This is a genomic window from Streptomyces sp. NPDC020192 (genome assembly GCF_044388685.1).
Classification (GTDB): domain Bacteria; phylum Actinomycetota; class Actinomycetes; order Streptomycetales; family Streptomycetaceae; genus Streptomyces.
In genome coordinates, this window is the sequence record NZ_JBIRXG010000019.1 from 173,660 (window position 1) to 197,646 (window position 23,987).

General features: G+C 72.2%; 25 protein-coding genes. 11 read left to right on the forward strand and 14 right to left on the reverse strand.

Annotated features, from left to right (window positions below):
• Window positions 1-129: 129 nt before the first annotated feature.
• On the forward strand, window positions 130-1,359 hold the full coding sequence (locus ACH47Z_RS31975; protein WP_399079905.1) for an acyl-CoA dehydrogenase family protein: 1,230 nt from the start codon (window positions 130-132) through the stop codon (window positions 1,357-1,359).
• Here the strand turns inward: ACH47Z_RS31975 and ACH47Z_RS31980 are convergent.
• The 8 genes from ACH47Z_RS31980 to ACH47Z_RS32015 all read right to left on the reverse strand — a co-directional run bounded on the left by ACH47Z_RS31980 (window position 1,356) and on the right by ACH47Z_RS32015 (window position 9,290).
• Window positions 1,356-1,877, reverse strand: coding sequence for a cupin domain-containing protein (locus ACH47Z_RS31980; protein WP_399079907.1), 522 nt, complete (start codon window positions 1,875-1,877; stop codon window positions 1,356-1,358). The genes ACH47Z_RS31975 and ACH47Z_RS31980 overlap by 4 nt on opposite strands.
• Window positions 1,878-1,884: 7 nt before the next feature.
• The gene (locus tag ACH47Z_RS31985; protein ID WP_399079909.1) at window positions 1,885-3,099 is read right to left on the reverse strand and encodes a cytochrome P450; all 1,215 of its coding nucleotides are present in this window, start codon (window positions 3,097-3,099) and stop codon (window positions 1,885-1,887) included.
• 7 nt (window positions 3,100-3,106) lie between these two features.
• Window positions 3,107-4,216: a type III polyketide synthase gene (locus ACH47Z_RS31990; RefSeq protein WP_399079962.1), complete on the reverse strand. Its 1,110-nt coding sequence runs from the start codon at window positions 4,214-4,216 to the stop codon at window positions 3,107-3,109.
• 240 nt (window positions 4,217-4,456) lie between these two features.
• Entirely contained in the window at window positions 4,457-4,690 is a 234-nt protein-coding gene (locus ACH47Z_RS31995) for a DUF6213 family protein (protein ID WP_399079911.1), read from the reverse strand.
• Window positions 4,691-4,715: 25 nt separating this feature from the next.
• Window positions 4,716-6,101 (reverse strand): NADP-dependent succinic semialdehyde dehydrogenase, encoded by a 1,386-nt coding sequence (locus tag ACH47Z_RS32000; RefSeq protein WP_399079913.1) that lies wholly within the window; start codon window positions 6,099-6,101, stop codon window positions 4,716-4,718.
• A gap of 75 nt (window positions 6,102-6,176) precedes the next feature.
• Window positions 6,177-6,650 (reverse strand): NUDIX domain-containing protein, encoded by a 474-nt coding sequence (locus tag ACH47Z_RS32005; protein ID WP_399079915.1) that lies wholly within the window; start codon window positions 6,648-6,650, stop codon window positions 6,177-6,179.
• The gene (locus tag ACH47Z_RS32010; protein ID WP_399079917.1) at window positions 6,647-8,185 is read right to left on the reverse strand and encodes an ATP-dependent DNA ligase; all 1,539 of its coding nucleotides are present in this window, start codon (window positions 8,183-8,185) and stop codon (window positions 6,647-6,649) included. The genes ACH47Z_RS32005 and ACH47Z_RS32010 overlap by 4 nt, the downstream gene beginning before the upstream one ends.
• A 115-nt stretch (window positions 8,186-8,300) precedes the next feature.
• On the reverse strand, window positions 8,301-9,290 hold the full coding sequence (locus ACH47Z_RS32015; protein WP_399079919.1) for an NAD(P)/FAD-dependent oxidoreductase: 990 nt from the start codon (window positions 9,288-9,290) through the stop codon (window positions 8,301-8,303).
• Window positions 9,291-9,355: 65 nt separating this feature from the next.
• On the opposite strand from ACH47Z_RS32015, the gene ACH47Z_RS32020 reads away from it, so the two are divergent.
• The 6 genes from ACH47Z_RS32020 (at window position 9,356) to ACH47Z_RS32045 (ending at window position 14,600) form a co-directional block, all read left to right on the forward strand.
• Window positions 9,356-9,928: a helix-turn-helix domain-containing protein gene (locus tag ACH47Z_RS32020; RefSeq protein WP_399079921.1), complete on the forward strand. Its 573-nt coding sequence runs from the start codon at window positions 9,356-9,358 to the stop codon at window positions 9,926-9,928.
• 97 nt (window positions 9,929-10,025) lie between these two features.
• Window positions 10,026-10,991: an NADPH:quinone oxidoreductase family protein gene (locus ACH47Z_RS32025; protein WP_399079923.1), complete on the forward strand. Its 966-nt coding sequence runs from the start codon at window positions 10,026-10,028 to the stop codon at window positions 10,989-10,991.
• On the forward strand, window positions 10,988-12,205 hold the full coding sequence (locus tag ACH47Z_RS32030; RefSeq protein ID WP_399079925.1) for an acyl-CoA dehydrogenase family protein: 1,218 nt from the start codon (window positions 10,988-10,990) through the stop codon (window positions 12,203-12,205). Before ACH47Z_RS32025 ends, ACH47Z_RS32030 begins: the two co-directional genes overlap by 4 nt.
• Window positions 12,202-13,275 (forward strand): acyl-CoA dehydrogenase family protein, encoded by a 1,074-nt coding sequence (locus ACH47Z_RS32035; protein WP_399079927.1) that lies wholly within the window; start codon window positions 12,202-12,204, stop codon window positions 13,273-13,275. The genes ACH47Z_RS32030 and ACH47Z_RS32035 overlap by 4 nt, the downstream gene beginning before the upstream one ends.
• Before the next feature lie 161 nt (window positions 13,276-13,436).
• Window positions 13,437-14,303: a phosphatidylinositol-specific phospholipase C/glycerophosphodiester phosphodiesterase family protein gene (locus ACH47Z_RS32040; protein WP_399079929.1), complete on the forward strand. Its 867-nt coding sequence runs from the start codon at window positions 13,437-13,439 to the stop codon at window positions 14,301-14,303.
• 102 nt (window positions 14,304-14,405) lie between these two features.
• Window positions 14,406-14,600 carry a hypothetical protein gene (locus tag ACH47Z_RS32045; protein WP_399079931.1) on the forward strand — a complete coding sequence of 65 codons (195 nt, stop codon included), beginning with the start codon at window positions 14,406-14,408 and terminating at the stop codon, window positions 14,598-14,600.
• A 14-nt stretch (window positions 14,601-14,614) separates the two neighbouring features.
• Here the strand turns inward: ACH47Z_RS32045 and ACH47Z_RS32050 are convergent, their stop codons facing one another.
• Both ACH47Z_RS32050 and ACH47Z_RS32055 read right to left on the reverse strand, forming a co-directional pair.
• Window positions 14,615-15,853: a phosphodiester glycosidase family protein gene (locus ACH47Z_RS32050; protein WP_399079933.1), complete on the reverse strand. Its 1,239-nt coding sequence runs from the start codon at window positions 15,851-15,853 to the stop codon at window positions 14,615-14,617.
• Window positions 15,854-15,946: 93 nt separating this feature from the next.
• A complete protein-coding gene (locus ACH47Z_RS32055; protein WP_399079935.1) occupies window positions 15,947-16,306 on the reverse strand; it encodes a DUF779 domain-containing protein in 360 nt (119 codons plus the stop codon).
• 112 nt (window positions 16,307-16,418) lie between these two features.
• Between ACH47Z_RS32055 and ACH47Z_RS32060 the strand changes: the two genes are divergently transcribed.
• Together ACH47Z_RS32060 and ACH47Z_RS32065 are read left to right on the forward strand one after the other, a co-directional pair.
• Complete coding sequence (locus ACH47Z_RS32060) at window positions 16,419-16,907, forward strand: hypothetical protein (protein ID WP_399079937.1); 489 nt, start codon at window positions 16,419-16,421, stop codon at window positions 16,905-16,907.
• Between the two features lie 22 nt (window positions 16,908-16,929).
• Entirely contained in the window at window positions 16,930-17,652 is a 723-nt protein-coding gene (locus ACH47Z_RS32065) for a DUF2625 domain-containing protein (protein ID WP_399079940.1), read from the forward strand.
• 76 nt (window positions 17,653-17,728) lie between these two features.
• Here ACH47Z_RS32065 and ACH47Z_RS32070 read toward each other — a convergent pair whose 3' ends face one another.
• The gene (locus tag ACH47Z_RS32070) at window positions 17,729-18,349 is read right to left on the reverse strand and encodes a DedA family protein (RefSeq protein ID WP_399079942.1); all 621 of its coding nucleotides are present in this window, start codon (window positions 18,347-18,349) and stop codon (window positions 17,729-17,731) included.
• A gap of 128 nt (window positions 18,350-18,477) precedes the next feature.
• Window positions 18,478-19,443 (reverse strand): hypothetical protein, encoded by a 966-nt coding sequence (locus tag ACH47Z_RS32075; protein ID WP_399079964.1) that lies wholly within the window; start codon window positions 19,441-19,443, stop codon window positions 18,478-18,480.
• A 178-nt stretch (window positions 19,444-19,621) separates the two neighbouring features.
• Between ACH47Z_RS32075 and ACH47Z_RS32080 the strand changes: the two genes are divergently transcribed.
• On the forward strand, window positions 19,622-19,903 hold the full coding sequence (locus ACH47Z_RS32080; RefSeq protein WP_399079944.1) for a cation transporter: 282 nt from the start codon (window positions 19,622-19,624) through the stop codon (window positions 19,901-19,903).
• Between the two features lie 60 nt (window positions 19,904-19,963).
• Window positions 19,964-22,234, forward strand: a complete 2,271-nt coding sequence (locus tag ACH47Z_RS32085) for a heavy metal translocating P-type ATPase (RefSeq protein ID WP_399079946.1) — start codon at window positions 19,964-19,966, stop codon at window positions 22,232-22,234.
• Between the two features lie 72 nt (window positions 22,235-22,306).
• Here ACH47Z_RS32085 and ACH47Z_RS32090 read toward each other — a convergent pair whose 3' ends face one another.
• A complete protein-coding gene (locus ACH47Z_RS32090; protein WP_399079948.1) occupies window positions 22,307-23,236 on the reverse strand; it encodes a hypothetical protein in 930 nt (309 codons plus the stop codon).
• A gap of 99 nt (window positions 23,237-23,335) precedes the next feature.
• Window positions 23,336-23,842: a hypothetical protein gene (locus ACH47Z_RS32095; RefSeq protein ID WP_399079950.1), complete on the reverse strand. Its 507-nt coding sequence runs from the start codon at window positions 23,840-23,842 to the stop codon at window positions 23,336-23,338.
• Between the last annotated feature and the right edge of the window lie 145 nt (window positions 23,843-23,987).

Genomic DNA, 23,987 nt, shown 5'->3' on the forward strand with positions numbered 1-23,987 from the left:
ACTAACACTGACTGTGCCCCTGACATCGAACGGGATGCCGAGGCGTCGTCGCCGGTTGACTTTTCCTACCCGCCGGTAACAGACTCGGGTTACCGCTAGTAACATCGCACTGCCGCCGCTGGAGGGGACATGGCCGAGTTCACCATGGAGCTGAACGACGAACAGAGGGAAGTCCGGGACTGGCTCCATGGCTTCGCCGCCGACGTGATCCGCCCCGCGGCCGCCGAGTGGGACGAACGCGAGGAGACTCCCTGGCCGGTCATCCAGGAGGCGGCGAAGGTAGGCATCTACTCCCTCGACTTCTACGCGCAGCAGTACTTCGACCCCACCGGGCTCGGTATCCCGATGGCGATGGAGGAGCTGTTCTGGGGCGACGCGGGCATCGCCCTCTCCATTGTGGGCACCGGTCTGGCCGCCGTGGGAGTCCTCGCCAACGGAACCGAGGAGCAGATCGGCACCTGGATCCCGCAGATGTACGGCGACCAGAACGATGTCAAGGTCGCCGCGTTCTGCTCCTCCGAGCCCGACGCCGGCTCCGACGTCGCCTCCATGCGCACGCGTGCCGTGTACGACGAGGCGAAGGACGAGTGGGTGATCAACGGCACGAAGACCTGGGCGACCAACGGCGGCATCGCGGGCGTCCACGTGGTCGTCGCCGTCGTCGACCCGGAGCTGGGCTCCAAAGGCCACGCCTCCTTCATCGTCCCGCCGGGCACGCCGGGCCTCGCGCAGGGCCAGAAGTTCAAGAAGCACGGCATCCGTGCCTCGCACACCGCCGAGGTCGTCCTCGACAACGTCCGCGTCCCCGGCTCCTGCCTGCTCGGCGGCAAGGAGAAGCTGGACGAGCGACTCGCCCGGGCCCGCGAGCGGGCGAAGGCCGGGGGCGGCGAGCGTGTGAAGAACGCGGCGATGGCGACCTTCGAGGCGTCCCGGCCGGCCGTCGGCGCGATGGCGGTCGGCACCGCCCGGGCCGCGTACGAGGTCGCCCTCGACTACGCCATGACCCGCGAGCAGTTCGGGCGGCCCATCATCGACAACCAGGGCGTCGCCTTCCAGCTCGCTGACATGCGGACGCAGATCGACGCGGCCCGGCTGCTGGTGTGGCGGGCCTCGTGGATGGCGGTCAACGGCAAGCCGTTCACCGCCGCCGAGGGGTCCATGTCGAAGCTGTTCGCCAGCGAGACGGCCAAGAGGGTCACGGCCCAGGCGATCCAGATCCTCGGCGGCAACGGCTACACCAGGGAGTACCCCGTCGAGCGCATGCACCGGGACGCCGCCATCTACACGATCTTCGAGGGGACGAGCGAGATCCAGCGGCTGGTGATCGCCCGCACCCTCTCGGGCATGCCCCTGCGCTAACGATGCTTGAGCGGCGTCAGCTGCTCGATGTCGTACTTGGCCCGCAAGGCCTCGATCGCCTCCTGGTCCGGCGGGCCCCCGTTTCCCAGGATCTCCAGCAGCTCCTCGAAGTAGCGCTCGTGATCCGGCGGCGGGCTCGCCTGGAAGAACATCTTCGCCGGGGTGTCCGTCGGGTTCGCGAACGCGTGCGGGCAGCCCGGCGGTACCACGATCACCGTGCCCGCAGTCGCCCGGACCACCCTGTTGCCCGAACCCGACTGCCACTTCTGCCAGTTGTCGGGGGTGCGGATCCGGGGCTCGAAGGCGAGGACGTCCAGTTCGCCCTCCAGGACGTAGAACAGCTCCTCGCTGCGCGTGTGCACATGAGCGCCCACGTCGAAACCCGGCGGGACCTCCACCTCGAAGGTGGAGGCCATCCGCGAGTGCGTGCCGGTGACCTTGAACGTCACCCGCTGGGCCGGCGTCTCGACGACGCGGCCGTGGCCCGGCGGTACGAGCAGTCCCTCGGTCCAGGTCATCGCAGGCTCACCAGGTCACCGGTACGGCCTCGGGACCCCGGATCAGCGCGCCCTTCTTGAAGGGCACCTGCTCCGGCGGTACGGCCAGCCTGAGGTCCGGGATCCGGTCCAGCAGGGCGTCCACCATGAGTTCCTCCTCCAGCCTCGCCAGCATGTTGCCGGGGCAGAAGTGCGGGCCGAAGCCGAACGAGACATGGGGGTTGGGGCTGCGGGAGAAGTCGATGGTCTCCGGGTCGGGGAAGACCTCCGGGTCGCGGTTGGCGGCCAGGTAGGAGTTGTACACCGCGTCGCCCGCGCGGATCCGCACGCCCCGGATCTCCACGTCCACCATGGCGATACGGGACAGGCCGACCGCGTTGCGGTGCGGGATCCAGCGCAGGAGTTCGTCGATCGCCCTCGGGCGGATCTCCGGCTCCGCGCGCAGCCGCTCCACCAGGTCGGGGCGGGTCAGCAGCAGATAGATCATCTGGCCGCTGTTGTTGGTGACCGCCTCGCCGCCGATCTGGAGGAGACCGGCCAGCCCGACGGCCTCCTCGAGGGTTACCTCGCCCCGGCCCACCGCGGCGCCGAGCAGCGAGGTGACGTCCTCGGCCGTGCTGTTCTCGCGCAGCCCGATCAGGTCGGAGAAGTACGCGGCCATCTCCCGCTTGGCCTTCTCGCTGACCTCCTTGCCGTTCGAGGAGGACAGGATGAGCTGCGTCCAGGTGTGCATGACGTGCCGGTCGGCGGCCGGGACGCCCATCATTTCGCAGATCACCGCGATCGGGAACGGGCTGAGGATCTTCGCCGTGAGATCGGCGGGCGGGCCGTCCTGGAGGAGTTCGTCGATCAGCTCGTCCAGCATCTCCCGGGCCTTGTCCCGCACCCGTTCCACGCCCTTCGTGGTGAACGCGGGCGCCACCGAGCGGCGCAGCCGGGTGTGGTCGGGCGGGTCGAGGAAGCCGACCGCGCCCGGGTCCGGGATGAAGTGCGGGGCCAGCCGGGTGACCGGCTTGTCCATGACGGCCTCGCGGCTGAAACGGGCGTCGTTGGTCACCATGCGCACGTCGTCGTACCGGGTCACCAGCCACGCCCAGCCCTCGCCGTTGGGCAGTTGGATGCGGGTGACCGGTCCCTCGCGCATCAGCTCTCTCAGCACCGGGTCGAAGTCCGTCCCGGTCAGATCGAGCGCCGGCCAGTGCCGGATCGGGGGCAGGGTCTCGGTGAGCGTCTCTTCGGTCATGCCGTACTCATGCCGTTTCTCGGTCGGAGCGCCAGCGGCCCAGCGCCATTTCCGCGGTGATGCCGGGCCCGAACCCGGCGAGCAGCCCGCGTGCCCGGTGCTCGGCGCCGCCCTCGTCGAACATCCGGCGCAGCGCGTCCAGCACGACGCCGGAGGCGATGTTGCCGTACTCGGTGAGGGTGGCCCGGCTGAACCGGAACGCGTGCGGGTCGACCTGGAGGAACTTGCTCAGGTCGTCGAGGATGCGCGGCCCGCCCGCGTGGACGATGTAGAAGTCCAGGTCGGACGCGTCCCAGCCATGCATACCGGCGAGGTCCTGCAGCGCCGGGGCGAGCGGCTCCATGGTGGCCGGCACCCGCTTGTCGAGCAGGAAGTGGAAGCCGGTCGCCCGGACGTCGTACATGATCCACTCTTCGGTCTTCGGGATCAGGTACGAGCCGTTGCGCTCCAGCTCGATGCCGGTGCCGCCCTTGCCGCGGACCACGGCGGCAGCTATGCCGTCACCGAACAGGCCGTTGGAGAGCAGCGAGCCGACGCCGAGGTCGGTGGGCTGGTAGCACAGCGAGCAGAACTCGCAGGCCACGATGAGCGCGTTGCCCTCGGGGTAGGCCGAGCAGAAGTCGTGCGCGCGGTTGATCGCCGCGCCGCCGGCCGCGCAGCCCAGCTGGGCTATGGGGAGCTGTCGCGTGGTGGGGTCGAAGTCCATCTCGTTGATCAGCCACGCCGTGAGCGAGGGCATCATGAAGCCCGTGCACGAGACGTAGATGATCACGTCGATGTCGGTGGTGAGGAGTTCCGCGTCGTCGAGCGCACGCTGGATCACCGCGGGGACCCGGGCCTTCGCCTCGGCCTCGTAGAGCTTGTTGCGCTCCTCGAAGCCGGGGTGCTCGAGCGTCTCCTCGATGGGCTGCACGATGTGCCGGGTCTTGACGCCCGTGTTCGCGATCAGCCGCAGCGCGAGCGGGAGTTGGGGGTGGTCCGCGTGACGGGAGCGTGCCAGCTCCAGCGTCTCCTCCATCGTGATCACGTGTTCCGGAACCGACACCGCCGGTCTGCACAAAGTCGCCATGAACCGTGCCTGCTTTCGCCTTCCGGAAGGCCTTCGCCCGCCGGTCAGAAGGTGGTTCACCTCAGGAGGTGGTCCATCCACGATCACCCGTGGGGGCGGCGATCTCTCGCCGGACTACTCCAGACCGGGGACGCCGTGTCAGGGACGGGGAAGAAGCCGCACGTCGCGGGAGGGGAGAACACCGGGACGGACACGGCTGGCGAACTGCTCCGGAAGAGCTACGAGGCGAAGCACCGAAGCGCGCGGGCGCGACCGGTCACGACGCACCCGCACCCTCGAGGCGGGGACCTACGGCGCTCCGCTGCTGTGCGCGATACAGGCCACGTCGATGCGATCCGCGAGCTTGGCCAGCTCGATGGTCAGAGCCGCGACCGTGTCCTCGTCCAGCTCCCGCTCCCCGCCCTCGACAAGATGCAGCCACCGAGCCCCCGCGGTCCGCAGCAACTTACTCACGTCGACCGCAGCCACCTGCAAGGACCCGCGGTCGTCGACGATCAGAGGCAGAGTCACTTCGCGGTTCACAAACGGGATGGTAGCCCCGCGGCGCTCACGCCCCCTGCCAAACCGTGGTGATGTTGCAGAACTCCCGGATTCCGTGCCCGGACAGCTCACGCCCGTACCCCGAGCGCTTCACACCACCGAACGGAAACGCCGGATGAGAGGCGGTCATCCCGTTGACGAACACCGAACCGGCCTCCAGATCGCGGGTGAACCGCTCCACCTCGCTCTCCTCGCGCGTCCACACGTTGGAACTCAGCCCGAACGGCGAGTCGTTGGCGATGAGCAGCGCCTCGTCCAGGTCGCCGGCCCGGTACAGCGTGGCCACCGGGCCGAACGCCTCCTCGTGGTGGATGCGCATGTCCCGGTGGATGCCGGCGAGCACGGTCGGCGGGTAGTACCAGCCCGGCCCCTCCGGCCGCTGTCCGCCGCACAGCACCTCGGCGCCGCTCCGCCGCGCGTCGTCGACCAGTTCCTCCAGGTCGGCGCGCCCCTGCTCGGAGGAGAGCGGGCCGACCTCGGTGTCCTCATCGAGCGGGTCGCCTACCTTCAGCGCCCGCATCCCGGCGACGAACTTCTCGGCGAAGGCGTCGTACACGTCCTGGTGGACGATGAACCGCTTCGCGGCGATGCACGACTGCCCGTTGTTCTGCACGCGCGCGGTGACGGCGACCTGGGCGGCGCGGTCCAGGTCGGCGGAGGGCATGACGACGTACGGGTCGCTGCCGCCGAGCTCCAGCACCGTCTTCTTGACCATCTCGCCGGAGGAGGCGGCGACCGCCCGGCCCGCGGGCTCGCTGCCCGTCAGCGTGGCCGCCTTCACCCGCTCGTCGCGCAGGATGTCGTCCACCGCGCCCGCCCCGATCAGCAGCGTCTGGAAGCAGCCCTCCGTGAAGCCCGCCCGGTGGAACAGGTCCTCCAGGTACAGGGCCGTCTGGGGGACGTTGGAGGCGTGTTTGAGCAGGCCCACGTTGCCCGCCATCAGCGCGGGCGCGGCGAACCGTACGACCTGCCACAGGGGGAAGTTCCACGGCATGACCGCGAGCACCGGGCCGAGCGGCCGGTAGCGCACCCGGACCCGGGACGCCCCGGAGTCCTCGACGTCCGACGCGGCGGGCTCCTCGTCTGCCAGCAGCGCCTCGGCGTGCCCGGCGTACCAGCGCATCGCCTTCGCGCACTTCGCGGCCTCCGCGCGGGCCTGCTTGACCGGCTTGCCCATCTCCAGGGTCATGGTCCGGGCGATCTCCGGCTGGTCCTCGTCCAGCAGCTCGGCGGCCCTGTCCATCAGCCGGGCCCGCTCGGCGAACGGGGTCGTCCGGTACGTGCGGAACGTGGCCTCGGCGAGCTGGAGCCGGCGCTGCAGCTCCTCCTCGCCCATGGGCTCGTACGTCTTGAGCGTCTCGCCGTTCGCCGGGTTCACCGTCGCGATGGGCATGGCTGACCTCCCTGGGAGCGGGCTTGTCTCGACCTTCGCGCGCGGGCGTGCCGTCCGCAACGCGTGAGACCCTCCTCAGCCCGTGTGCTCCGCCAGGCGGTCGAGAAACGCCGTCTGTGCCGTGATGACCAGCTCCCGGGCCCGGTCGACGCCCAGCCACGCCACCCGGTCCAGCTCGGGGAACTCCTGCTCGCGCCCGGACCTCGGGGGCCACTCCATCGTGAAGGTGCCGGGGGCGAAACCCGCCAGATCCAGGTCCGCCTCGAGGGCCCACACCGTGACGATCTTGCCGCTCTTCTGCGCGACCTCGCCCAGCGGTACGGCCTCCCCGTCGGGCGGCGCCAGACCCAGCTCCTCCTGGAACTCGCGCCGGGCCGCCTCCCAGGCGGGCTCGTCGGGCTCGTGCTCGCCCTTGGGGACCGTCCACGCCCTGGCGTCCTTCTTCGCCCACAGCGGGCCACCCATATGGCCCAGCAACACCTGAAGTCCCTCATCGGTATGCCGGAACAACAGCAGTCCCGCGCTGCGCCTCGTCGCACGCACCGTCACGGTGTGACCTCCGGGTGGGCCGCCAGCAGGGTCTCCACCGTATCGGCCTCCTCGGGGCGTTTGTCCTCGCGGTAACGGATCACGCGGGCGAAGCGCAGGGTGACACCGGCCGGGTAGCGGGAGGAGCGCTGCAGGCCGTCGTAGGCGATCTCCACGACGAGTTCGGGGCGGACCCGGACCACCCAGCCGTCGTCCTCGACGGCCAGTTCCCGCAGCCGCTTCGTCTGCCAGGCGAGCATCACGTCGGTCATGCCCTTGAAGGTCTTGCCCAGCATGGCGAAGCCGCCGTCGGCGGTGCGGGCGCCCAGGTGGAGGTTGGAGAGCTTGCCCGTGCGGCGGCCGTGGCCCCACTCGGCGGCCAGCACCACCAGGTCCAGGGTGTGCACGGGCTTGACCTTCAGCCACGCGGCACCGCGCCGGCCCGCGCTGTAGGGGGCGGCCAGCGCCTTCACCACCACGCCCTCGTGCCCGCGGGCCAGGGTGTCGGCGAGGAACCGTTCCGCCGCCGCGATGTCCTCGGGTCCCCGCGCCACCGTACGGCGCACCCGCATCGGCTCGGGCACCAGCCGGGCCAGCTCCGCGTGCCGCTCGGCGAACGGCAGGTCCAGCAGATCGCGGCCGCCGACCGCCAGGACGTCGAAGAAGACGGGGGAGACCGGGACCGTCCCGGCCGCCTTCGCCACGTCCGTGCGGGAGCCGACCCGGCCCGCGGTCTCCTGGAAGGAGCGGGGGCGGCCGTCCGCGCCGAAGGAGATCACCTCGCCGTCCAGCACGAAGTGCTCGCCCGTCAACTCCCGTGCGATGGCGGTGACTTCGGGAAGCCGGTCGGTGATGTCGTCCAGGGTGCGGGTGTGCACGCGGACCGTGTCGCCGTCCCGGTGGACCTGCACCCGGATGCCGTCCAGCTTCTCCTCCACCGCGCAGGCGCCCAGCTTCGCCACCGCCTCGGCGACCGAGGACGCGCTCTGCGCCAGCATCGGCAGCACCGGCCGGCCGACGGTGAGCCGGAACCGCTCCAGCGCCCCGGGCCCCTCGGCGAGCAGCGCCTGGGCGACCGTCTGCAGCGATCCCGCCAGCATCACCGCCCGCCGTACGTCGGCCGGGTCCGCGCCGGTCGCCCGGGCGAGCCCCTCCACCGCGACCGCGTCCAGCGCGCCCTGCCGGACCTCGCCGGTGAGCAGCCCGCGCAGAAACCGCTGCTCGTCCTCGGTGGCCGCGCCCATCAGCCCGCCGACGATCCGGGCCCGCTCCGCCTGCGCGCCCGGCCCGGAGACCCTGCCCAGCTCGGTGAGCCGGGCGTCGGTCTCCCGGACCGTGAGGGTGGGCTCGGCGGCCGGCGGCACCGGGCGGCTCAGCACCTTCCAGCCGACCCCGAGCCGGCCCTGCGGGAGCCGTCCGGCCAGATACGGGATGACGATCGGCACGTCGTCCGGTGCCGCGTCCCGGAACAGCTCCGCGAGCAGCTCCGTCTTCCGGGACCGGGCCGCGGTCGCGGCGACGTCCCGGGACACCTGGGCGAGCCGGACAAGCAGCATGCAGCCATGGTGGCACCGGGCGCCGGGCCGTTACACCTGGACAGTCGCGTCCAGGTCGGCCATCAGCAGTTCCCCGTTGATCGCCGCGGCTGCGCTCCGCTGGATGTGCAGCGCCCTACCTGCGGGTGCGTCGTGGCTGGTCGCGCAGTTCCCCGCGCCCCTTTGGGGCGCTTCCGTCCAGGTCGGCCATCAGCAGTTCCCCGTTGATCGCCGCCCCCGCCCGGTACCCCCGGCTGGCCGCGTTGATCACCTGTTCGGCGAAGCCGCTCGCGTTGCCCGCCGCCCAGAGGCCGGGCACGGTCGTCAGGCCGCGTTCGTCGATCACCGGGTAGCTGCCGAAGGGTGTCTCGCGCAGCTCGGCGCCCAGCTTCACGAGCAGGTCGTTCCGCGGTACGGCGCGCGGGGCGGCGTAGAGCACCTCGCGGTCGTGGACCGTACCGGCGGCCAGCCGGACCCCGGTGAGCCGGTCGTCGGTGACGACGAGGGCCGCCACCGCGCCGGGTACGACCTCGACCCCGGCGGCGGCCAGCCGGCGCAGGTCGTCGTCCGTCAGTTCCGACGCGCGCATCTCGTGCAGGAAGAGTCGCACGTCCTTCGACCACTGGGTGACCATGAGCGCCTGGTGCACGCTCAGCGGCGAGGTCGCGAGCACGCCGGTCGGCCGGTCGCGGACCTCCCAGCCGTGGCAGTACGGGCAGTGCACCACGTCCCGGCCGAACCGCTCGGCCAGCCCCGGGACCTGGGGCAGCTCGTCCTTCAGGCCGGTGGCGATCACCAGCTGCCGGGCCCGTACCGTCCGCCCGCCGGCGAGACGCGCGGTGAAGCCCTCCCCGTCCCGGTCCGTGTCCACCACCCGGTCCCGGACCAGCTCCACGCCGTACCGGGCGATCTCCTCGCGGCCGACTGCCAGGAACTCGGCCGGGGACATGCCGTCCCGCGACAGATAGCCCTGCATGTGCGCGGACGGCACGTTGCGCGGCTCGCCCGCGTCGACGACCAGCGTGCGGCGCCGGGCCCGGCCGAGGACCAGCGCGGCGGACAGCCCGGCGGCCCCGCCTCCGACGACGACTACTTCGTACCTGCTGTTCTCGGTGTTGTCGGTCATGAGGCGACGGTCGCCCGATGCCCGCGGGATTGACAAACGGATTTGCCGATCCTGCAATAGCGGCCATGAGCACAGACGACGTACTGGCGGAAGTGGGCGCCCGGCTGCGGCGCATCCGCAAGGAGCGGGAGGTGACCCTGGCCGCGCTGTCGGAGGCGACCGGGATCTCGGTGAGCACGCTGTCCCGGCTGGAGTCCGGCCTGCGCAAGCCCAGCCTGGAGCTGCTGCTGCCGATCGCGCAGGCCCATGGGGTGCCGCTGGACGAACTGGTCGGCGCGCCACCGGTGGGGGACCCCCGGGTGCGGGCCAAGCCGATCGTCCGGGGCGGGCGCACCCACTGGCCGCTGACCCGCCAGCCCGGTGGCCTCCAGGCCTTCAAGGTGCTCGAACCGCAGCGCAGGCAGGAGCCCGAGCCGCGCACCCACGAGGGCTACGAGTGGCTGTACGTGCTCTCGGGCCGGCTGCGGCTGGTCCTCGGCGAGCACGACGTGGTGCTGTCGGCGGGGGAGGCCGCAGAGTTCGACACGCGCGTGCCGCACTGGTTCGGGTCGACCGGAGAGGGGCCGGTGGAGTTCCTCAGCCTGTTCGGGCCGCAGGGGGAGAGGATGCACGTACGGGCGCGGCCCACGCGGAAGTGACGCAGCTCCCTGGCGGGTGACTGTTCCCTGATCGGCAAGCGACCGCTTAGTATGCCGTCGGACCCGGTCAGACGAAGCAGTCCCGTGGAGGCCCCGCATGCAGGCATGGCAAGTGCACGAAACCGGCGAGCCGAGCGAGGTGATGCGCCTGGTGGAGGTGGAACGGCCCACGCCCGGTGCCGGCCAGATGCTGCTGCGCGTCCGCGCTGCCAACATCAACTTCCCGGACGCCCTCATGTGCCGGGGTGAGTACCAGGTGCGCCCGCCGCTGCCGTTCACACCCGGCGTGGAGATCTGCGCCGAGACCGAGGACGGCCGCCGCGTGATCGCCAACCCGGTCCTGCCGTACGGCGGTTTCGCCGAGTACGCCGTCGCCGACGCCCGCGCCCTGCTGCCCGCGCCCGACTCGCTGGACGACGCCGAGGCCGCCGCGCTGCACATCGGCTACCAGACGGGCTGGTTCGGCCTGCACCGCCGGGCACACCTGGAGGCGGGGGAGACCCTGCTGGTGCACGCCGCCGCCGGCGGGGTCGGCAGCGCCGCCGTCCAGCTCGGCAAGGCTGCCGGGGCCACCGTGATCGGTGTCGTCGGCGGCGCGGACAAGGCCGCCGTGGCGCGGGAGCTGGGCTGTGACGTGGTGGTCGACCGGCGCAGCGAGGACGTCATCGCGGCCGTGAAGGAGGCCACCGGCGGCCGGGGCGCCGATGTGATCTACGACCCCGTCGGCGGCGAGGCCTACGCCCAGTCCGCCAAGGTGGTCGCCTTCGAGGGCCGGATCGTCGTCGTCGGCTTCGCCAGCGGCACGATCCCGAGCCCGGCCCTCAACCACGCCCTGGTGAAGAACTACTCGATCCTCGGCCTGCACTGGGGCCTGTACGCCACCAAGAACCCGAAGCTCATCCTGCGCTGCCACGAGGAACTGACCGAACTGGCCGCCCGGGGCGCGATCAAGCCGCTGGTGAGCGAGCGGGTGCCGCTGGGCGAGGCCGCCGCGGCCGTGCAGAAGGTGGCGGACGGCCGGTCCACCGGCCGGATCGCCGTCGTGATGGAGGGAGTAGCATGACCGACGCCGAAGAACTGCGCCGCCGTACCCGGGAGTTGCTGGCCGCGCATCCCCCCGCGAGCACCGACCGCCTGGAGTTCCTCCGGGCCCGCTTCGACGCCGGCCTCGCCTGGGTGCACTACCCGCAGGGCCTCGGTGGACTGGGCGCGCCCCGCCACCTTCAGGTCGCCGTGGACGCCGAACTGGAGGCCGCGGGCGCCCCCGACAACGACGCGCGCCGCAACGGCATCGGCCTCGGCATGGCCGCGCCGACCATCCTCAAGTACGGCACGAAGGAGCAGAAGCTTCGTTATCTGCGGCCGCTGTGGACCGGGGAGGAGGTCTGGTGCCAGCTGTTCAGCGAGCCAGGCGCCGGCTCCGACCTGGCCGCCCTCGGCACCCGGGCCGTACGAGAAGGTGGGGGCACCTCCCGCTCGAGCGAAGCCGAGAGTGGGGGAGACTGGGTGGTCAACGGGCAGAAGGTGTGGACGTCCGGCGCGCACAACGCCCGCTGGGCCATCCTCATCGCCCGCACCGACCCGAGCGTGCCCAAGCACGCGGGCATCACCTACTTCCTGTGCGACATGACCGACCCCGGCGTCGAGGTCCGACCGCTGCGTCAGATCACCGGCGAGGCCGAGTTCAACGAGGTCTTCCTCACCGACGTCCGCATCCCCGACTCCCGCCGCCTCGGCGAGATCGGCGACGGCTGGCGGGTCGCCCAGACCACGCTCAACAACGAGCGCGTGGCCATCGGTGGCATGCGGCTGCCCCGCGAGGGCGGCATGATCGGCCCGGTCGCGAAGACCTGGCGCGAGCGCCCCGAGCTGCGCACCCACGACCTGCATCAGCGCCTGCTCAAGCTGTGGGTCGAGGCCGAGGTCTCCCGCCTCACCGCCGAACGCCTGCGCCAGCAGCTCGTCGCCGGACAGCCCGGCCCCGAGGGCGCCGGCATGAAGCTCGCCTTCGCCCGCCTCAACCAGGAGATCAGCGGCCTGGAGGTCGAACTCCGGGGCGAGGAAGGCCTGTTGTACGACGACTGGACCATGCGCCGCCCCGAACTCGTCGACTTCACCGGTCGCGACGCCGGCTACCGCTATCTGCGCGCCAAGGGCAACAGCATCGAGGGCGGGACCAGCGAGGTCCTGCTGAACATCGTCGCCGAGCGCGTCCTCGGCCTGCCCGCCGAGCCGCGCACCGACAAGGACGTCGCCTGGAAGGACCTCGCCCGATGACAGATCTTCTCTACTCCGAGGAGGAAGAGGCGCTGCGGGCCGCCGTACGGGACCTGCTCACGGACCACTGCGCACCGGCCGACGTCCTCGCCCGCACCGAGTCGGACACCCCGCACGACCTCGCCCTGTGGAAGCTGCTCGCCGACGGCATGGGCCTGGCCGGCCTCCTGGTGCCCGAGGCGCAGGGCGGCCAGGGCGCCTCGCATCGCGAAGTCGCCGTCGTCCTCGAGGAGTTGGGTCGCGCGGTCGCCCCCGTGCCCTACCTCGGCAGCGCGGTCGTGGCCACCGAGGCCCTGCTGGCCTGCGGTGACGAGGAGCTGCTCGCCCGCCTGGCCTCCGGACGCGCCATCGGCGCCCTCGCGGTCGGACTGCACACGGCGCCGGGCGCCGCCTTCACGGCCGTGCGACTCGAAAAAGGCACCCTGCACGGCGAGTTGACCGGTGTCGCCGACGCCGTCGTGGCCGACGTGCTGCTCGTCCCGGCCGACGACGGCGGCCTCTACGCGGTCGCCGCCGACGCCGTGACCGTCACCCCGCAGGTCTCCCTGGACCTGACCCGGCCGCTGGCGACCGTACGGCTGGACGGTGCCCCCGGCCGTCGTGTCGGCGACGCCGAGCCCACCGTACGACGGGCCCTGCGCGCCGCCGCCGGACTGCTCGCCTCCGAGCAACTGGGCGTCGCCGAATGGGCGTTGACCGAGACGGTCCGCTATCTGAAGGAGCGCAAGCAGTTCAACCGGCCGGTCGGCGGCTTCCAGGCGCTCAAGCACCGGCTCGCCCAGCTGTGGCTGGAGACGGTCAACCTCCGGGCGGCCGCCCGTGCCGCCGCCGACGCGCTGGCCTCCGGCGAGGACACGGAGATCTCCGTCGCCGTCGCCCAGGCCTACGCCGCTCCCGTGGCCGTCCACGCCACGGAAGAGGCGGTGCAGCTGCACGCCGGCATCGGTATGACCTGGGAACACCCGGCCCACCTGTATCTGAAGCGGGCCAAGGCGGACTCGATCGCCTACGGCACGGCGGGTGTGCACCGGGAGGCGCTGGCCCAACTGGTCGACCTCCAGGCACCCTGACGTCACCCGAGTGAAGCCCGCCCCGCCGGGGGCGGGCTTCTTCGCGGGCTTGCTCAGCAGAAGTGAACAACGCGCCAACTCCCCGCGAGACAGGGCCTCTTGGGTGGCGAGTGCACGCATACTCTCCCAGGTCCCATCCGGCACCTCAAGGGAGGCAGAGCATGGCCCTCACCACCCGACGCAGAGCCCTCACCACCCTCGGCGCGGCCCTCGCCGGCGCGGTCGCCCTGCCCGCGTCACAGGCCTGGGCGGGCAGCGGTTCCCACCGGGGTCCGCACCCGCTGTGGAACGCGCACGCCCACAACGACTACGAGCACCCGCACCCGCTGTTCGACGCGCTCGGCCACCGCTTCAACAGCGTCGAGGGCGACATCTTCCTCGTCGGCGACCAGCTCCTCATCGCGCACGACGCCTCCGAACTGGACCCGACCCGCACCCTCGAGTCCCTCTACCTCGACCCCTTGGCCAGGATCGTGAAGGCCAACCACGGCTCCGTGTACCGGGGTTGGCACCGGCCGCTGCAGCTCCTCATCGACATCAAGACCGAGGGCTCCTCGACGTACCTCGAACTCGACCGCCATCTGCGCCGCTACCCGCACCTGTTCACCCGGTACGACCACGGCCGTGTGCACCGCGGACCCGTCACGGCCGCCATCTCCGGCGACCGTGCCGCCCGCGTTCCCATGGAGGCGCAGGAAGAGCGGCGGGCCTTCTACGACGGGCGGCTCACCGACCTCGGCAGCACCGCCCCCGCCTCCTTCATCTCGCTGATCAGCGACAACTGGACCCAGAACTTCACCTGGACGGGGGCGGGCGCGTTCCCCGACGCCGAGCGGCAGAAGCTGCGCGGCATCACCGCCGCCGCGCACGCGCACGGGCAGCAGGTGCGGTTCTGGGCCACCCCGGACGCCGCCGGCCCGGCCTGCGACGCCCTGTGGACGGAACTGCTGGCCGGCGGTGTCGACTACCTCAACACCGACGACCTGGCCGGCCTGCAGTCCTTCCTGGACGCCCGCCCCTCCGCGTAACACCACACGTTCGGGGGACACGTCAGCAGCCCGGACGAACCCTCCGCTACGCCACACTTGCGGCCGAACGCCGTCAAAGGGGCGTGGCGGAGGAGGTTCCCGATGGCTGTTTCCATCTCTGTGGTGCTGTTGCTCTTGATCCTGGCCGTGATCTTCATGCGCAACGGCGGGCTGAAGGTCTCCCACGCGCTGGTCTGCATGGTGCTCGGCTTCTTCCTGGCCGGCTCCAGCATGGCGCCCACCATCAGCAGCACGCTCACCGCGACCGCGGAGCTGGTCAGCAGCCTGCGGCCCTGAGCCGTGGGCCCCCGTCACCGGTCGGAGAAGACGCCGATGCCGTTCGCGACGGGACGCTCGGCGCCGCCGCTCGGATGGTTGCGGACCGTCACGGCGCGCGCGCCCGCGTCCCGGGTGACCAGCTCCGTCGAGCCGCCGCCGTCGAGGTTGAACGCGTCGGACGCGCCCAGCGACCGCATGGTGGCCGCCTCCTCCGCGACCGTCATCCCGGTCCGGTAGGCGGCGGCGCCGTCCAGCGCGAGGATCAGCATCTGCTGTCCGCCGTCCTTGAAGCCCACGACCGTGCGCACCGCCGAGGTGCCGTCGTCCAGGCCGGACAGCGCCGTGCCGTTCCGCAGCACCGGGAAGCCGCCGATCGCGAACGTGTACGGCACTCCGGACGAGGCCGCCACCAGGGTGTGCGTCACGGTCACCGCGTCCCCGACACCGAGCTTGCGCAAGCGCCGCGCGCCCTCCTCGCGGCCCACCAGGACCGTGGTGTCCGCCGGGATCGAGCCGCTGCCCGGGGTGTCGGCGGCCGACACGACCCGGCCGTCCCGGACCTTCACCTCGTAGGTGTCGGTGCTGCACGCGGCCGAGCGCCGGGTGTCGGTGCCGCACACGGCGCGCTTGCGGGAAGCGCCGCCCCACCGCCAGGTGAAGGCGCCGATGGCGTCCTCCGGGAGCGCGTACTGGTTGAGGCCCTTCAGGGTGAGCCGGCCGTCCGGGGTGTCGACGGCGCCGGTGAGGGAGAGGCGGTCCAGCCGGGCCCGTCCGTCCGTGCCGACGCCGAAGACGTCCTGGGTGCTCGTCTCCGGCGGCAGCGCGGGCCCGAACCGCTGGCCGTTCGGCACCGCCGCCTTGAGCACGTGCCCGTCCGCGATCGCCGGCCCGACACTCGCGCCGGTGGCCTCCACGCCCGGATGCTGGGTCTCGGTGATGTTGAAGAAGTCACCGTTGATTCCCGCGACCGCCCCGGCCGAGTCCGCCAGCCGGGAGACGGTGGCCCGCGCCGCCACCTCGCCCGGGTACAGCAGATCCACGCGGACGTGGGGATTGCCCAGGTCGACCGTGAGGAGATGGGCGTGCGCCGGGCCCGCGGCCGCGCCGACGTCGAACTGCCGGTAGCTGACCCCGGGCGCGATCCGCCTGCCCTCCGGTACGGCACCGGCCGGCGCCGCCCCCGCCAGGGCCGCACCGGCCAGCACACCGAACGCGGTGACCACCGTGAGAACCGCTCTCGCCGCCGCCGTACGCCTGCCTCGTCCTGTCACCGTGCCCCCTGGTGGCTCGTCAACCGTCCCTTGTTTCCCTGTGTTCCAAGGGTTTAGGGGCAGTGGAGCAGAAGACGGCGGATGGCGGGCCGACTAGGCGTCGACTACGCGAGAACGAGTGAGAAAACGCACCCCCTCGGGTGCCTCCAGCGAGAAGCCGCTGCCGCGCCCTGGTACGACGTCGACGATCAGCCGGGTGTGGCTCCACGCCTGGTACTGGCTGCGGGACATCCAGAAGGTGACCGGCTCCGCCACGCCGTCCACGGTCAGCTCCGCCAGCAGCACGTCCGAGCCGCCGGTGCGGAACTCGCCGTCCGGGTAGCACATGGGTGCGCTGCCGTCACAGCAGCCGCCGGACTGGTGGAACATCAGCGGCCCGTGCTCGGCGCGCAGCCGCCGCACCAGCTCCGCGGCCCGCGGGGTGAGCGCGACGCGAGGTACTTCCTCTTCCATGGTCACCGTCCTGGAGAGCCGGGGCGCCGGAGCGCCGGTCCCGGTCCAGTCTCACGGATCGTCACAGGGGCGTCCAGAAGGCGGTGTTGTGTCCGCCTGAGAGGATGCACGTATGTGCGCCTACTTCGGCCGGCCCGAGCCGCGCCTCGTGCTCATCGGTGAATACCCGCTCTGGGACGAGGCACTGGCCGCCCTCAACCGGGACCTGGCGGCGACCGTCCCCGACCAGCGTCCCCTGTGCCTGATCGCCTACCCGGAGTCCGGGGACCTGGACGAGCAGGTCTACGTGGCCCTCTCCAACGGCGAAGCGCACGGCAGCTCCCTGATGTCGGGCAAGTCGGCCGCCGAAGCCGTGATGGCCGTCGCCGACGCCGGCCAGGACACGGTGACGGAGCGGCTGTGGCGGGTGTGGCCGGTCTGCACGGTCCATGACCTCGGCATGCACCCCCGGGACGTCGATGGGACGCCGTCCTGGTGGTGCGCCGGCGGCCCCCGCAAGGGCGACCCGGCACACATCCGCGCGGCGATCGGGGAACTGGACACCGTCCACCCGCCCCGCCGCCCGAACCGCAAACGCCCCAAGGCCCGCAAGCCGCGCTGACCCGGTCTGCGATCATCCTCGGATGCGAGACATCGACGAGCTGACACGGGTGGACGATCCCGCCTGGCCGGAACTCCGGCAGGCGTTCGCCGGCAGCGCCGTACCCGTACGGGTGCTGCCCGCCGACGCCGACGCGGGCCGCCGCTGTCTGACGCAGCTCCAGGTCACCGCGCGCTCGACGCTGGGCGCGCTGGCCCTGCACTGCGGTGGGCTCGTCCTGGACGACGGCTGGGTGCGGGTGTACGGCGCGGGCTCGGCCGCCGACAGGATGCCGGGACTCGGCCGGGTCAACGGGTTCCCTGCGGACCCCGACCCCGACTGGTACCCGGTGCACGGGCTGGTCGTCGGCCACGACGTACTCGGCGGGGTGTTCTGCCTGAACGGCCACGACCCCGCCCGCGCCGGCCGCCCGGGCGTACCCGGACAGATGACGTACTTCGCGCCCGACACCCTCGAGTGGGAGGCGCTGGACATGGGGCACTCCGCCTGGGTGAGCTGGCTGCTGTCCGGCCGACTGGAGACCTTCTACGACGGGCTGCGCTGGCCTGGCTGGCGGGAGGAGGCGGCGGCGCTGGACCTCGCCCAGGGCATCACCGTCTTCCCGTTCCTGTGGACCGAGGAGGCGCACGCGGACCTCGCCGGGACCAGCCGGCGGGCCGTGGCGATGCGTGAAGTCCTCGGCGTCGCCGCCGACTCCGCCCGGCAGCTGGGCGCGGGCGACCCCGGGTTCCTCGGTGACCTGTGAGCGCCCTCGGCCGGTGACGCGGATCCGGCGCGTCAGCCACGACGCGGCCGCAGACGACCGACGGCACATCGGGGCCCTACTGCCGGCGGCCGCGCCACGCCTCGATGAGCAGCGGCAGCATCGACACCACGACGACAACGGCGACCAACGGCAGCAGATAGTCATCGATCTGCGGAACGGACGCCCCCAGGGTGTAGCCGGCGAGGACAAGCGTCTGGGACCACAGCACGCCACCCACGGTCTGCCACAGTGTGAACGTCCGCGTGGGCACCCCGAGCGCGCCGGCCACCGGATGCAGGACCGTCCGCAGTAACGGCACGAACCGGCCGATCACCAGCGCCTTCCCGTAGCCGTACCGCGGCAGCCACTCCTCGGCCCGCGCGGCCGCCTCCTTCACCCGCCGGCTGGAGGTGCGCGTCAGCAGCGCCCGGCCGCCGCGCCGTCCGATCAGATACCCGACCTGTCCGCCCGCCACCGCCCCGACCGCCGCGCACACCAGCACCTGCCACAGCGCGAGCCGGGGCGGCTGGTGCGCGCTGCCGGCGCACAGCACACCGGCCGGGAACAGCAGCGTGTCACCGGGCAGGACGAAGCCGACCACCAGCAGACCGGACTCCGCGAAGATCACCACCAGGACGCCGAGCGCGCCGAAGGCGGCCAGCACCGAGGCGCTGTTCAACGGGTTGACGGCGATCACCTGGGCGCGCCTCCTGGCCTCCTCGCAGCCTCCTCGCAGGGCCGCTCGCTCACCAGGATCGCCCGCCCGACGCGAAACCGCCCGGGTCCCCACGGACGCGGGCGGTATCCGTCCTGTTCTGCGGCCGGTCAGTGCGCGTGACCGCCGCTGTCGTCGTGGCCGGACACGGGTGTCTCGTCGGCGCTCGTCGTGCCGTCGGCGTGGACCGTGAACGCGGCCGTGCGGACCGTGCCGTCGTGCTGGAAGTCGAAGAACAGCCGGTAGGCGCCCGCGCTGGGGGCCGTCGCCGTGAAGGAGACCTTCGGGCCGGGCTCGGTGGTGCCGTCGCCGGGCTCGCCCGTGGGGTGGACGTGCAGATAGGCGAGGTCGCCGGAGCGCAGGGCGACGAGGTGGCCGTAGGCGCCGAGGTAGGGCTGGAGGTCACGCACCGGCCGTCCGTCCCTGGTCACGGTGAGGGTCAGCTCGGCGGGCTTGCCGGGGACGGGCCGCCCGTCGAGGCGTATCTCGTACCCGTCGACCTCGGCGGTCGTGCTGCGGGGCGGCAGCTGGGCCGGCTCGTACGGGCCGGAGACGGCGAGGTCGGCGCCCAGGGTGAGGGGCTCGCCGCCCGTGGGCCGGAAGTCGGCGAAGACGCGGTACCCGCCCGCGGTGGGCAGGTCCACCGGCGTGCTCCAGGTGCCGTCGGCGGCCCGGGCCGGATGCAGATGGCGGTAGACCGTCAGGTCGCGCGAGGCGACGATCAGGTGGAGTTCCTTGCCGTGCTCCCGCTGGTAGGCGGTGACCTTGCGGCCCGTTCCGTCCTGTACGACGGAGAAGCTGAGGTTCGTCTTCTCGCCCGCCTTCACGCGTGCGGTGTCCAGGGCGAGCGTGTAGCCGTTCTTGGAGATCTCCAGGCCGCCGGGAGTCGCGTCGCCGTGTCCGCCGCCCGCCATGGCGTGGCCGGCGTGCCCGCTCTCCCCGTGTCCGCCGTGTCCGCCGTGTCCGCCGTGCGCGCCGCCCTCCGACTGGGGCGCGACGGAGCCGACGCCGTAGGCCGCCCCGAAGGTCGCGGCGAGCGCGGCGGTGAAGACGGTGATCCGCAGTGCGGTGTTCATGGCCAACTCCTCATCTCCCGGCCGCTCGACGGTGCGGCTGGACATGACCTCAAGATACCCCCAGGGGGTATGAAGTCAAGGGAGATCGACGGCTTGTAGTCGATACGGGAGGGGGGTATATATGAAGTCGTTCGCAGATACCCCCAGGGGGTATCACTCGTTCCGCTTGGAGGATCCCGTGTCGAACTGCTGCACCCCCGACGGAAGCTGCCACACCGGCGCCGAGACCGCCGAGAACAAGGTCACCTACAAGGTCGACGGCGTCGGCAGCGCCCACTGCCAGGGAGTCGTCGCCAAGGCGGTCGGCGGCCTGGAGCAGGTCACCTCGGTCGAGGTCGAGATCGGCACCGGCCTGGTGACCGTCACGACCGCCGCGGCGGCCGACGAGGCACTCGACGAACTGATCGCCAACACCGTCGACGAGGCCGGCTACGACTTCGCCGGCCGGATCGCCGTCTGACCCGCCCGCACCGGGCCTGATCGCCCGCACCGACGACTCCGAGGACCGAGGAGCAGAGACATGACCACCACCACGCCCGGCGCGGCCGAGGTCGAACTCGCCATCGGCGGCATGACCTGCGCCTCGTGCGCCGCCCGCATCGAGAAGAAGCTCAACCGCATGGACGGTGTCGAGGCCACCGTCAACTACGCCACCGAGAAGGCCAAGGTCAGCTACCGCGCGGACATCGAGGTCGCCGACCTGATCGCCACCGTCGAGGCCACCGGCTACACCGCCCGCGAGCCGGAGCCCGTGCGCACCGCCGAGGCCGCGCAGGACGGCACCGCGGGCGGGGAGGCGGAGGACGGCGCGCTGCGTGCGCTGCGTCAGCGGCTGACCACCGCCGTCCTCCTCGCGGTGCCCGTGATCGCGATGGCCATGGTCCCGGCCCTCCAGTTCGACTCCTGGCAGTGGCTGTCCCTCACCCTGGCCGCACCCGTGGTCACCTACGCCGCCTGGCCGTTCCACCGGGCCGCCTGGACCAACGCCAGGCACGGCGCCGCCACCATGGACACGCTGATCTCCGTCGGTACGTCGGCGGCGTTCCTGTGGTCCCTGTGGGCGCTGTTCTTCGGCACGGCCGGCATGCCCGGCATGCGGCACCCCTTCGAGCTGACCATCACCCGCAGCGACGGCGCCGGGAACATCTACCTGGAGGCCGCCGCCGGAGTCACCGCGTTCATCCTGGCCGGGCGGTACTTCGAGGCCCGCTCCAAGCGCAAGGCCGGTGCTGCCCTGAAGGCCCTGCTGGAGCTGGGTGCCAAGGAGGTCACCGTGCTGCGCGGGGGCCGGGAGGAACTGATCCCCGTCACCGAGTTGAAGGTCGGCGACCGGTTCCTGGTGCGCCCCGGCGAGAAGATCGCCACCGACGGCACCGTGGTCGAGGGCTCCTCCGCCGTGGACGCCGCCATGCTCACCGGCGAGTCCGTGCCCGTGGAGGTGGGTGTGGGTGACGGCGTCACCGGAGCCACCCTGAACGCGGGCGGGCGGCTCGTGGTCGAGGCCACCCGGGTCGGCGCCGACACCCAGCTCGCCCGCATGGCCAAGCTGGTCGAGGACGCGCAGAACGGCAAGGCCGCGGCCCAGCGCCTCGCCGACAAGATCTCCGCCGTCTTCGTGCCGGTGGTCATCGCGCTGGCGCTCGGCACGCTCGGCTTCTGGCTCGGCAACGGCGCCGGTCTGACCGCCGCGTTCACCGCGGCCGTCGCCGTACTGATCATCGCCTGCCCCTGCGCCCTCGGGCTGGCCACGCCCACCGCGCTCCTGGTCGGCACCGGCCGCGGCGCCCAGCTCGGCATCCTGATCAAGGGCCCGGAGGTGCTGGAGAGCACCCGCAAGGTCGACACCATCGTCCTGGACAAGACCGGCACCGTCACCACCGGCCGCATGACCCTGCTCGCCGTGCACACCGCCGACGGCACGGACGAGACCGAGGTGCTCCGCCTCGCCGGCGCCCTGGAGCACGCCTCCGAGCATCCCATCGCCCAGGCCGTCGCCTCCGGTGCCGCCTCCCGCGTCGGCACTCTGCCCGCTCCGGAGGACTTCGCCAACGTCGCCGGGCTCGGTGTCCAGGGCATCGTGGACGGTCACGCGGTCCTCGTCGGCCGTGAGCAGCTGCTGGCAGAGTGGGCCATCGAGCTCCCCGTGGAGCTGGCGCGGGCCAAGGCGGAGGCCGAGGCGGCCGGTCGTACGGCCATCGCGGTGGCCTGGGACGGCGAGGCCCGCGCGGTGCTGGAGGTGGCCGACGCCCTCAAGGAGACCAGCCCGGAGGCCATCCGCCGGCTGCGCGCCCTCGGCCTGACGCCCATCCTGCTCACGGGCGACAACCGGACGGTCGCCGAGGCGGTCGCCGCGGAGGCGGGGATCGCACCCGAGCATGTGATCGCCGAAGTCCTCCCGCAGGACAAGGTGGACGTCGTCAAGCGCCTGCAGGGCGAGGGCCGTTCGGTCGCGATGGTCGGCGACGGGGTCAACGACGCCGCCGCGCTCGCCCAGGCCGACCTGGGGCTGGCCATGGGCACGGGCACGGATGCCGCCATCGAGGCCGGCGACCTGACGCTGGTGCGGGGCGACCTCAGGGTGGCGGCGGACGCGATCCGCCTCTCCCGCAGGACACTCGGCACCATCCGGTCCAACCTCTTCTGGGCCTTCGCCTACAACGTCGCCGCCCTCCCGCTCGCGGCGAGCGGCCTGCTCAACCCGATGATCGCCGGCGGGGCGATGGCCTTCTCCTCGGTCTTCGTGGTCGGCAACAGCCTGCGGCTGCGCGGCTTCCAGCCCACCGGCCGCTGACCGCCCGCAGGGGACGACGCGCGGGGCGCCGCAGGGATGCGGCGCCCCGCACGAACTCCCGTCGGCGGGCGCTCAGCCGACGTGCAGGGTGAGCGCCGCCGTGTGGAGCCGGCCGGCCGTCTGGAACTGCAGGAACAGCCGCCAGTTCCCGGACCGGGCGAACTCGGCGTGGAAGGTCAGCGTCGGTCCGCCGTGGTCGCCGTCGACCTTGGTCTCCGGGTGCAGGTGCGCGAAGGCCAGGTCGCCCTGGTGGAACGCGGTCAGGTGGGCGTAGGTGTCCAGATAGGGCTGGAGGTCGGTGACCGGCTTGCCGTCCTTGGTGACGGTGGCGGTCAGCTGATGGGCCATGCCGGCCATCAGGTCGCCCTTGACGGTGACCGTGTAGCCGTCGACCGTCGTGGTGCCGGATGCCTTGGCCAGGGGTGTGGTCATCGCCATGCCGGGCACCCGCACGGTCCGGCTGAGGACGAAGTCCTTGCCCTTGCCCGGGCCGCTGTCCGGGGTGAAGGAGGCGTACAGCCGCCAGGTGCCCGGCTGCAGCGCGGCCAGCGGCGCGGTCCAAGTGCCGTTCTCGGCCATGGCCGGGTGCACGTGCTGGAAGCCGGTGAGGTCGGAGCGGATGGCGTAGAAGTGCATCCGCTTCGTCTGGTCGACGGCGTATGCGGTGACCGGCTTGCCGTCCGGACCGGTGACGGTGAAGCGGTAGCCGGTCGCCTTGCCGGCGGTGAGGGTGGCGGCGGGGGAGGCCATCCGATAGCCGTCCTTCGCCTCGGCCAGCCCGTTGCCGGTCGCGGCGCTGTTCATGCCGGGCATGTCCGTCATGCCGCCGGCCGACGCCGAGGCCGAGGGTGTGCCGCTGTGGTCCATTCCGGCCATGGAGCCGTTGTCGGTCCCGGAGCCGGAGCCGGAGCCGGAGCCGCAGGCGGCCAGGGTGAGGGCGAGGGCCGCGGTGGCGGCGGCCGCCGCGAGAGCGTGACGAGTCGTCCGAAGAGCCTTGGACATGATGGGTGTGTCTTTCCAGGTGGGCGCCGTGCTGTGGCGCGGGTGAACGGGGTCCCGGCCGGGCCGCGGCGCTCGCTGCGCCGGAGCCCGGGGGACACGTCACGTCCGCGCGACGCACACCTGGAGCAGAAGATCACGCCCGCCGCCCGGCGGTCCCCGCCGCCGGGCCTCGCCGTAAGCCCGCCGCGCCCACGGGAGCAGGGCGGCGGCGGGCAGTACGCAGGCGAGCGCGGTGAGCGGGGGTAGCGGGAACTCGGAGCGGGGAGTGGTGGCGAGACACAGGGCGCCTCGCATGGCCTCGGCGGAGTGCGCCGCGGCCTTGCCGACCGCCACGCTCGGACCGCCGGGGGTGTGCGCGGCGGGCGCCGACGGCATGACAGCCACGCCTCCGGCCATCGTGTCCGGCGCCGATCGCATCACAGCCGTATGCGTGACCGCCGTACGCATCACTGCCGTGTCCGGCATGGCCCCATGGCACCCGCCGTCGGCCGCGGCCGGGCCGCCGTGCATCAGGAACAGCCCGAGCAGCACCGCGACCAGCGTGCAGGCACGCACCAGCCGCCGGCGGACGCCGGCCGTACTGGTCGCGGACTGCGGGGCAAGCACGGCCTCACCTTACTGGGACCGCTGCGCCGCCGCGCGCGATGCCGCCCCTAAGAAGTCATCTCATTTGGTGAGTCTGCGGTAGCAGATGAGGGTGCAGGCGATGCTGGTGAAGGCGAGGAAGTGCTCGGCTTTGCGCTCGTAGCGG

What these genes read in the sequence shown, in the direction of transcription:
- ACH47Z_RS31975 (WP_399079905.1), top strand. Translation starts at nt 130, where the DNA reads ATGGCCGAGTTCACCATGGAGCTGAACGACGAACAGAGGGAAGTCCGG.
- ACH47Z_RS31980 (WP_399079907.1), bottom strand. Translation starts at nt 1,877, where the DNA reads ATGACCTGGACCGAGGGACTGCTCGTACCGCCGGGCCACGGCCGCGTC.
- ACH47Z_RS31985 (WP_399079909.1), bottom strand. Translation starts at nt 3,099, where the DNA reads ATGACCGAAGAGACGCTCACCGAGACCCTGCCCCCGATCCGGCACTGG.
- ACH47Z_RS32000 (WP_399079913.1), bottom strand. Translation starts at nt 6,101, where the DNA reads ATGCCCATCGCGACGGTGAACCCGGCGAACGGCGAGACGCTCAAGACG.
- ACH47Z_RS32010 (WP_399079917.1), bottom strand. Translation starts at nt 8,185, where the DNA reads ATGCTGCTTGTCCGGCTCGCCCAGGTGTCCCGGGACGTCGCCGCGACC.
- ACH47Z_RS32015 (WP_399079919.1), bottom strand. Translation starts at nt 9,290, where the DNA reads ATGACCGACAACACCGAGAACAGCAGGTACGAAGTAGTCGTCGTCGGA.
- ACH47Z_RS32020 (WP_399079921.1), top strand. Translation starts at nt 9,356, where the DNA reads ATGAGCACAGACGACGTACTGGCGGAAGTGGGCGCCCGGCTGCGGCGC.
- ACH47Z_RS32025 (WP_399079923.1), top strand. Translation starts at nt 10,026, where the DNA reads ATGCAGGCATGGCAAGTGCACGAAACCGGCGAGCCGAGCGAGGTGATG.
- ACH47Z_RS32030 (WP_399079925.1), top strand. Translation starts at nt 10,988, where the DNA reads ATGACCGACGCCGAAGAACTGCGCCGCCGTACCCGGGAGTTGCTGGCC.
- ACH47Z_RS32035 (WP_399079927.1), top strand. Translation starts at nt 12,202, where the DNA reads ATGACAGATCTTCTCTACTCCGAGGAGGAAGAGGCGCTGCGGGCCGCC.
- ACH47Z_RS32040 (WP_399079929.1), top strand. Translation starts at nt 13,437, where the DNA reads ATGGCCCTCACCACCCGACGCAGAGCCCTCACCACCCTCGGCGCGGCC.
- ACH47Z_RS32045 (WP_399079931.1), top strand. Translation starts at nt 14,406, where the DNA reads ATGGCTGTTTCCATCTCTGTGGTGCTGTTGCTCTTGATCCTGGCCGTG.
- ACH47Z_RS32055 (WP_399079935.1), bottom strand. Translation starts at nt 16,306, where the DNA reads ATGGAAGAGGAAGTACCTCGCGTCGCGCTCACCCCGCGGGCCGCGGAG.
- ACH47Z_RS32060 (WP_399079937.1), top strand. Translation starts at nt 16,419, where the DNA reads ATGTGCGCCTACTTCGGCCGGCCCGAGCCGCGCCTCGTGCTCATCGGT.
- ACH47Z_RS32065 (WP_399079940.1), top strand. Translation starts at nt 16,930, where the DNA reads ATGCGAGACATCGACGAGCTGACACGGGTGGACGATCCCGCCTGGCCG.
- ACH47Z_RS32075 (WP_399079964.1), bottom strand. Translation starts at nt 19,443, where the DNA reads ATGAACACCGCACTGCGGATCACCGTCTTCACCGCCGCGCTCGCCGCG.
- ACH47Z_RS32085 (WP_399079946.1), top strand. Translation starts at nt 19,964, where the DNA reads ATGACCACCACCACGCCCGGCGCGGCCGAGGTCGAACTCGCCATCGGC.
- ACH47Z_RS32090 (WP_399079948.1), bottom strand. Translation starts at nt 23,236, where the DNA reads ATGTCCAAGGCTCTTCGGACGACTCGTCACGCTCTCGCGGCGGCCGCC.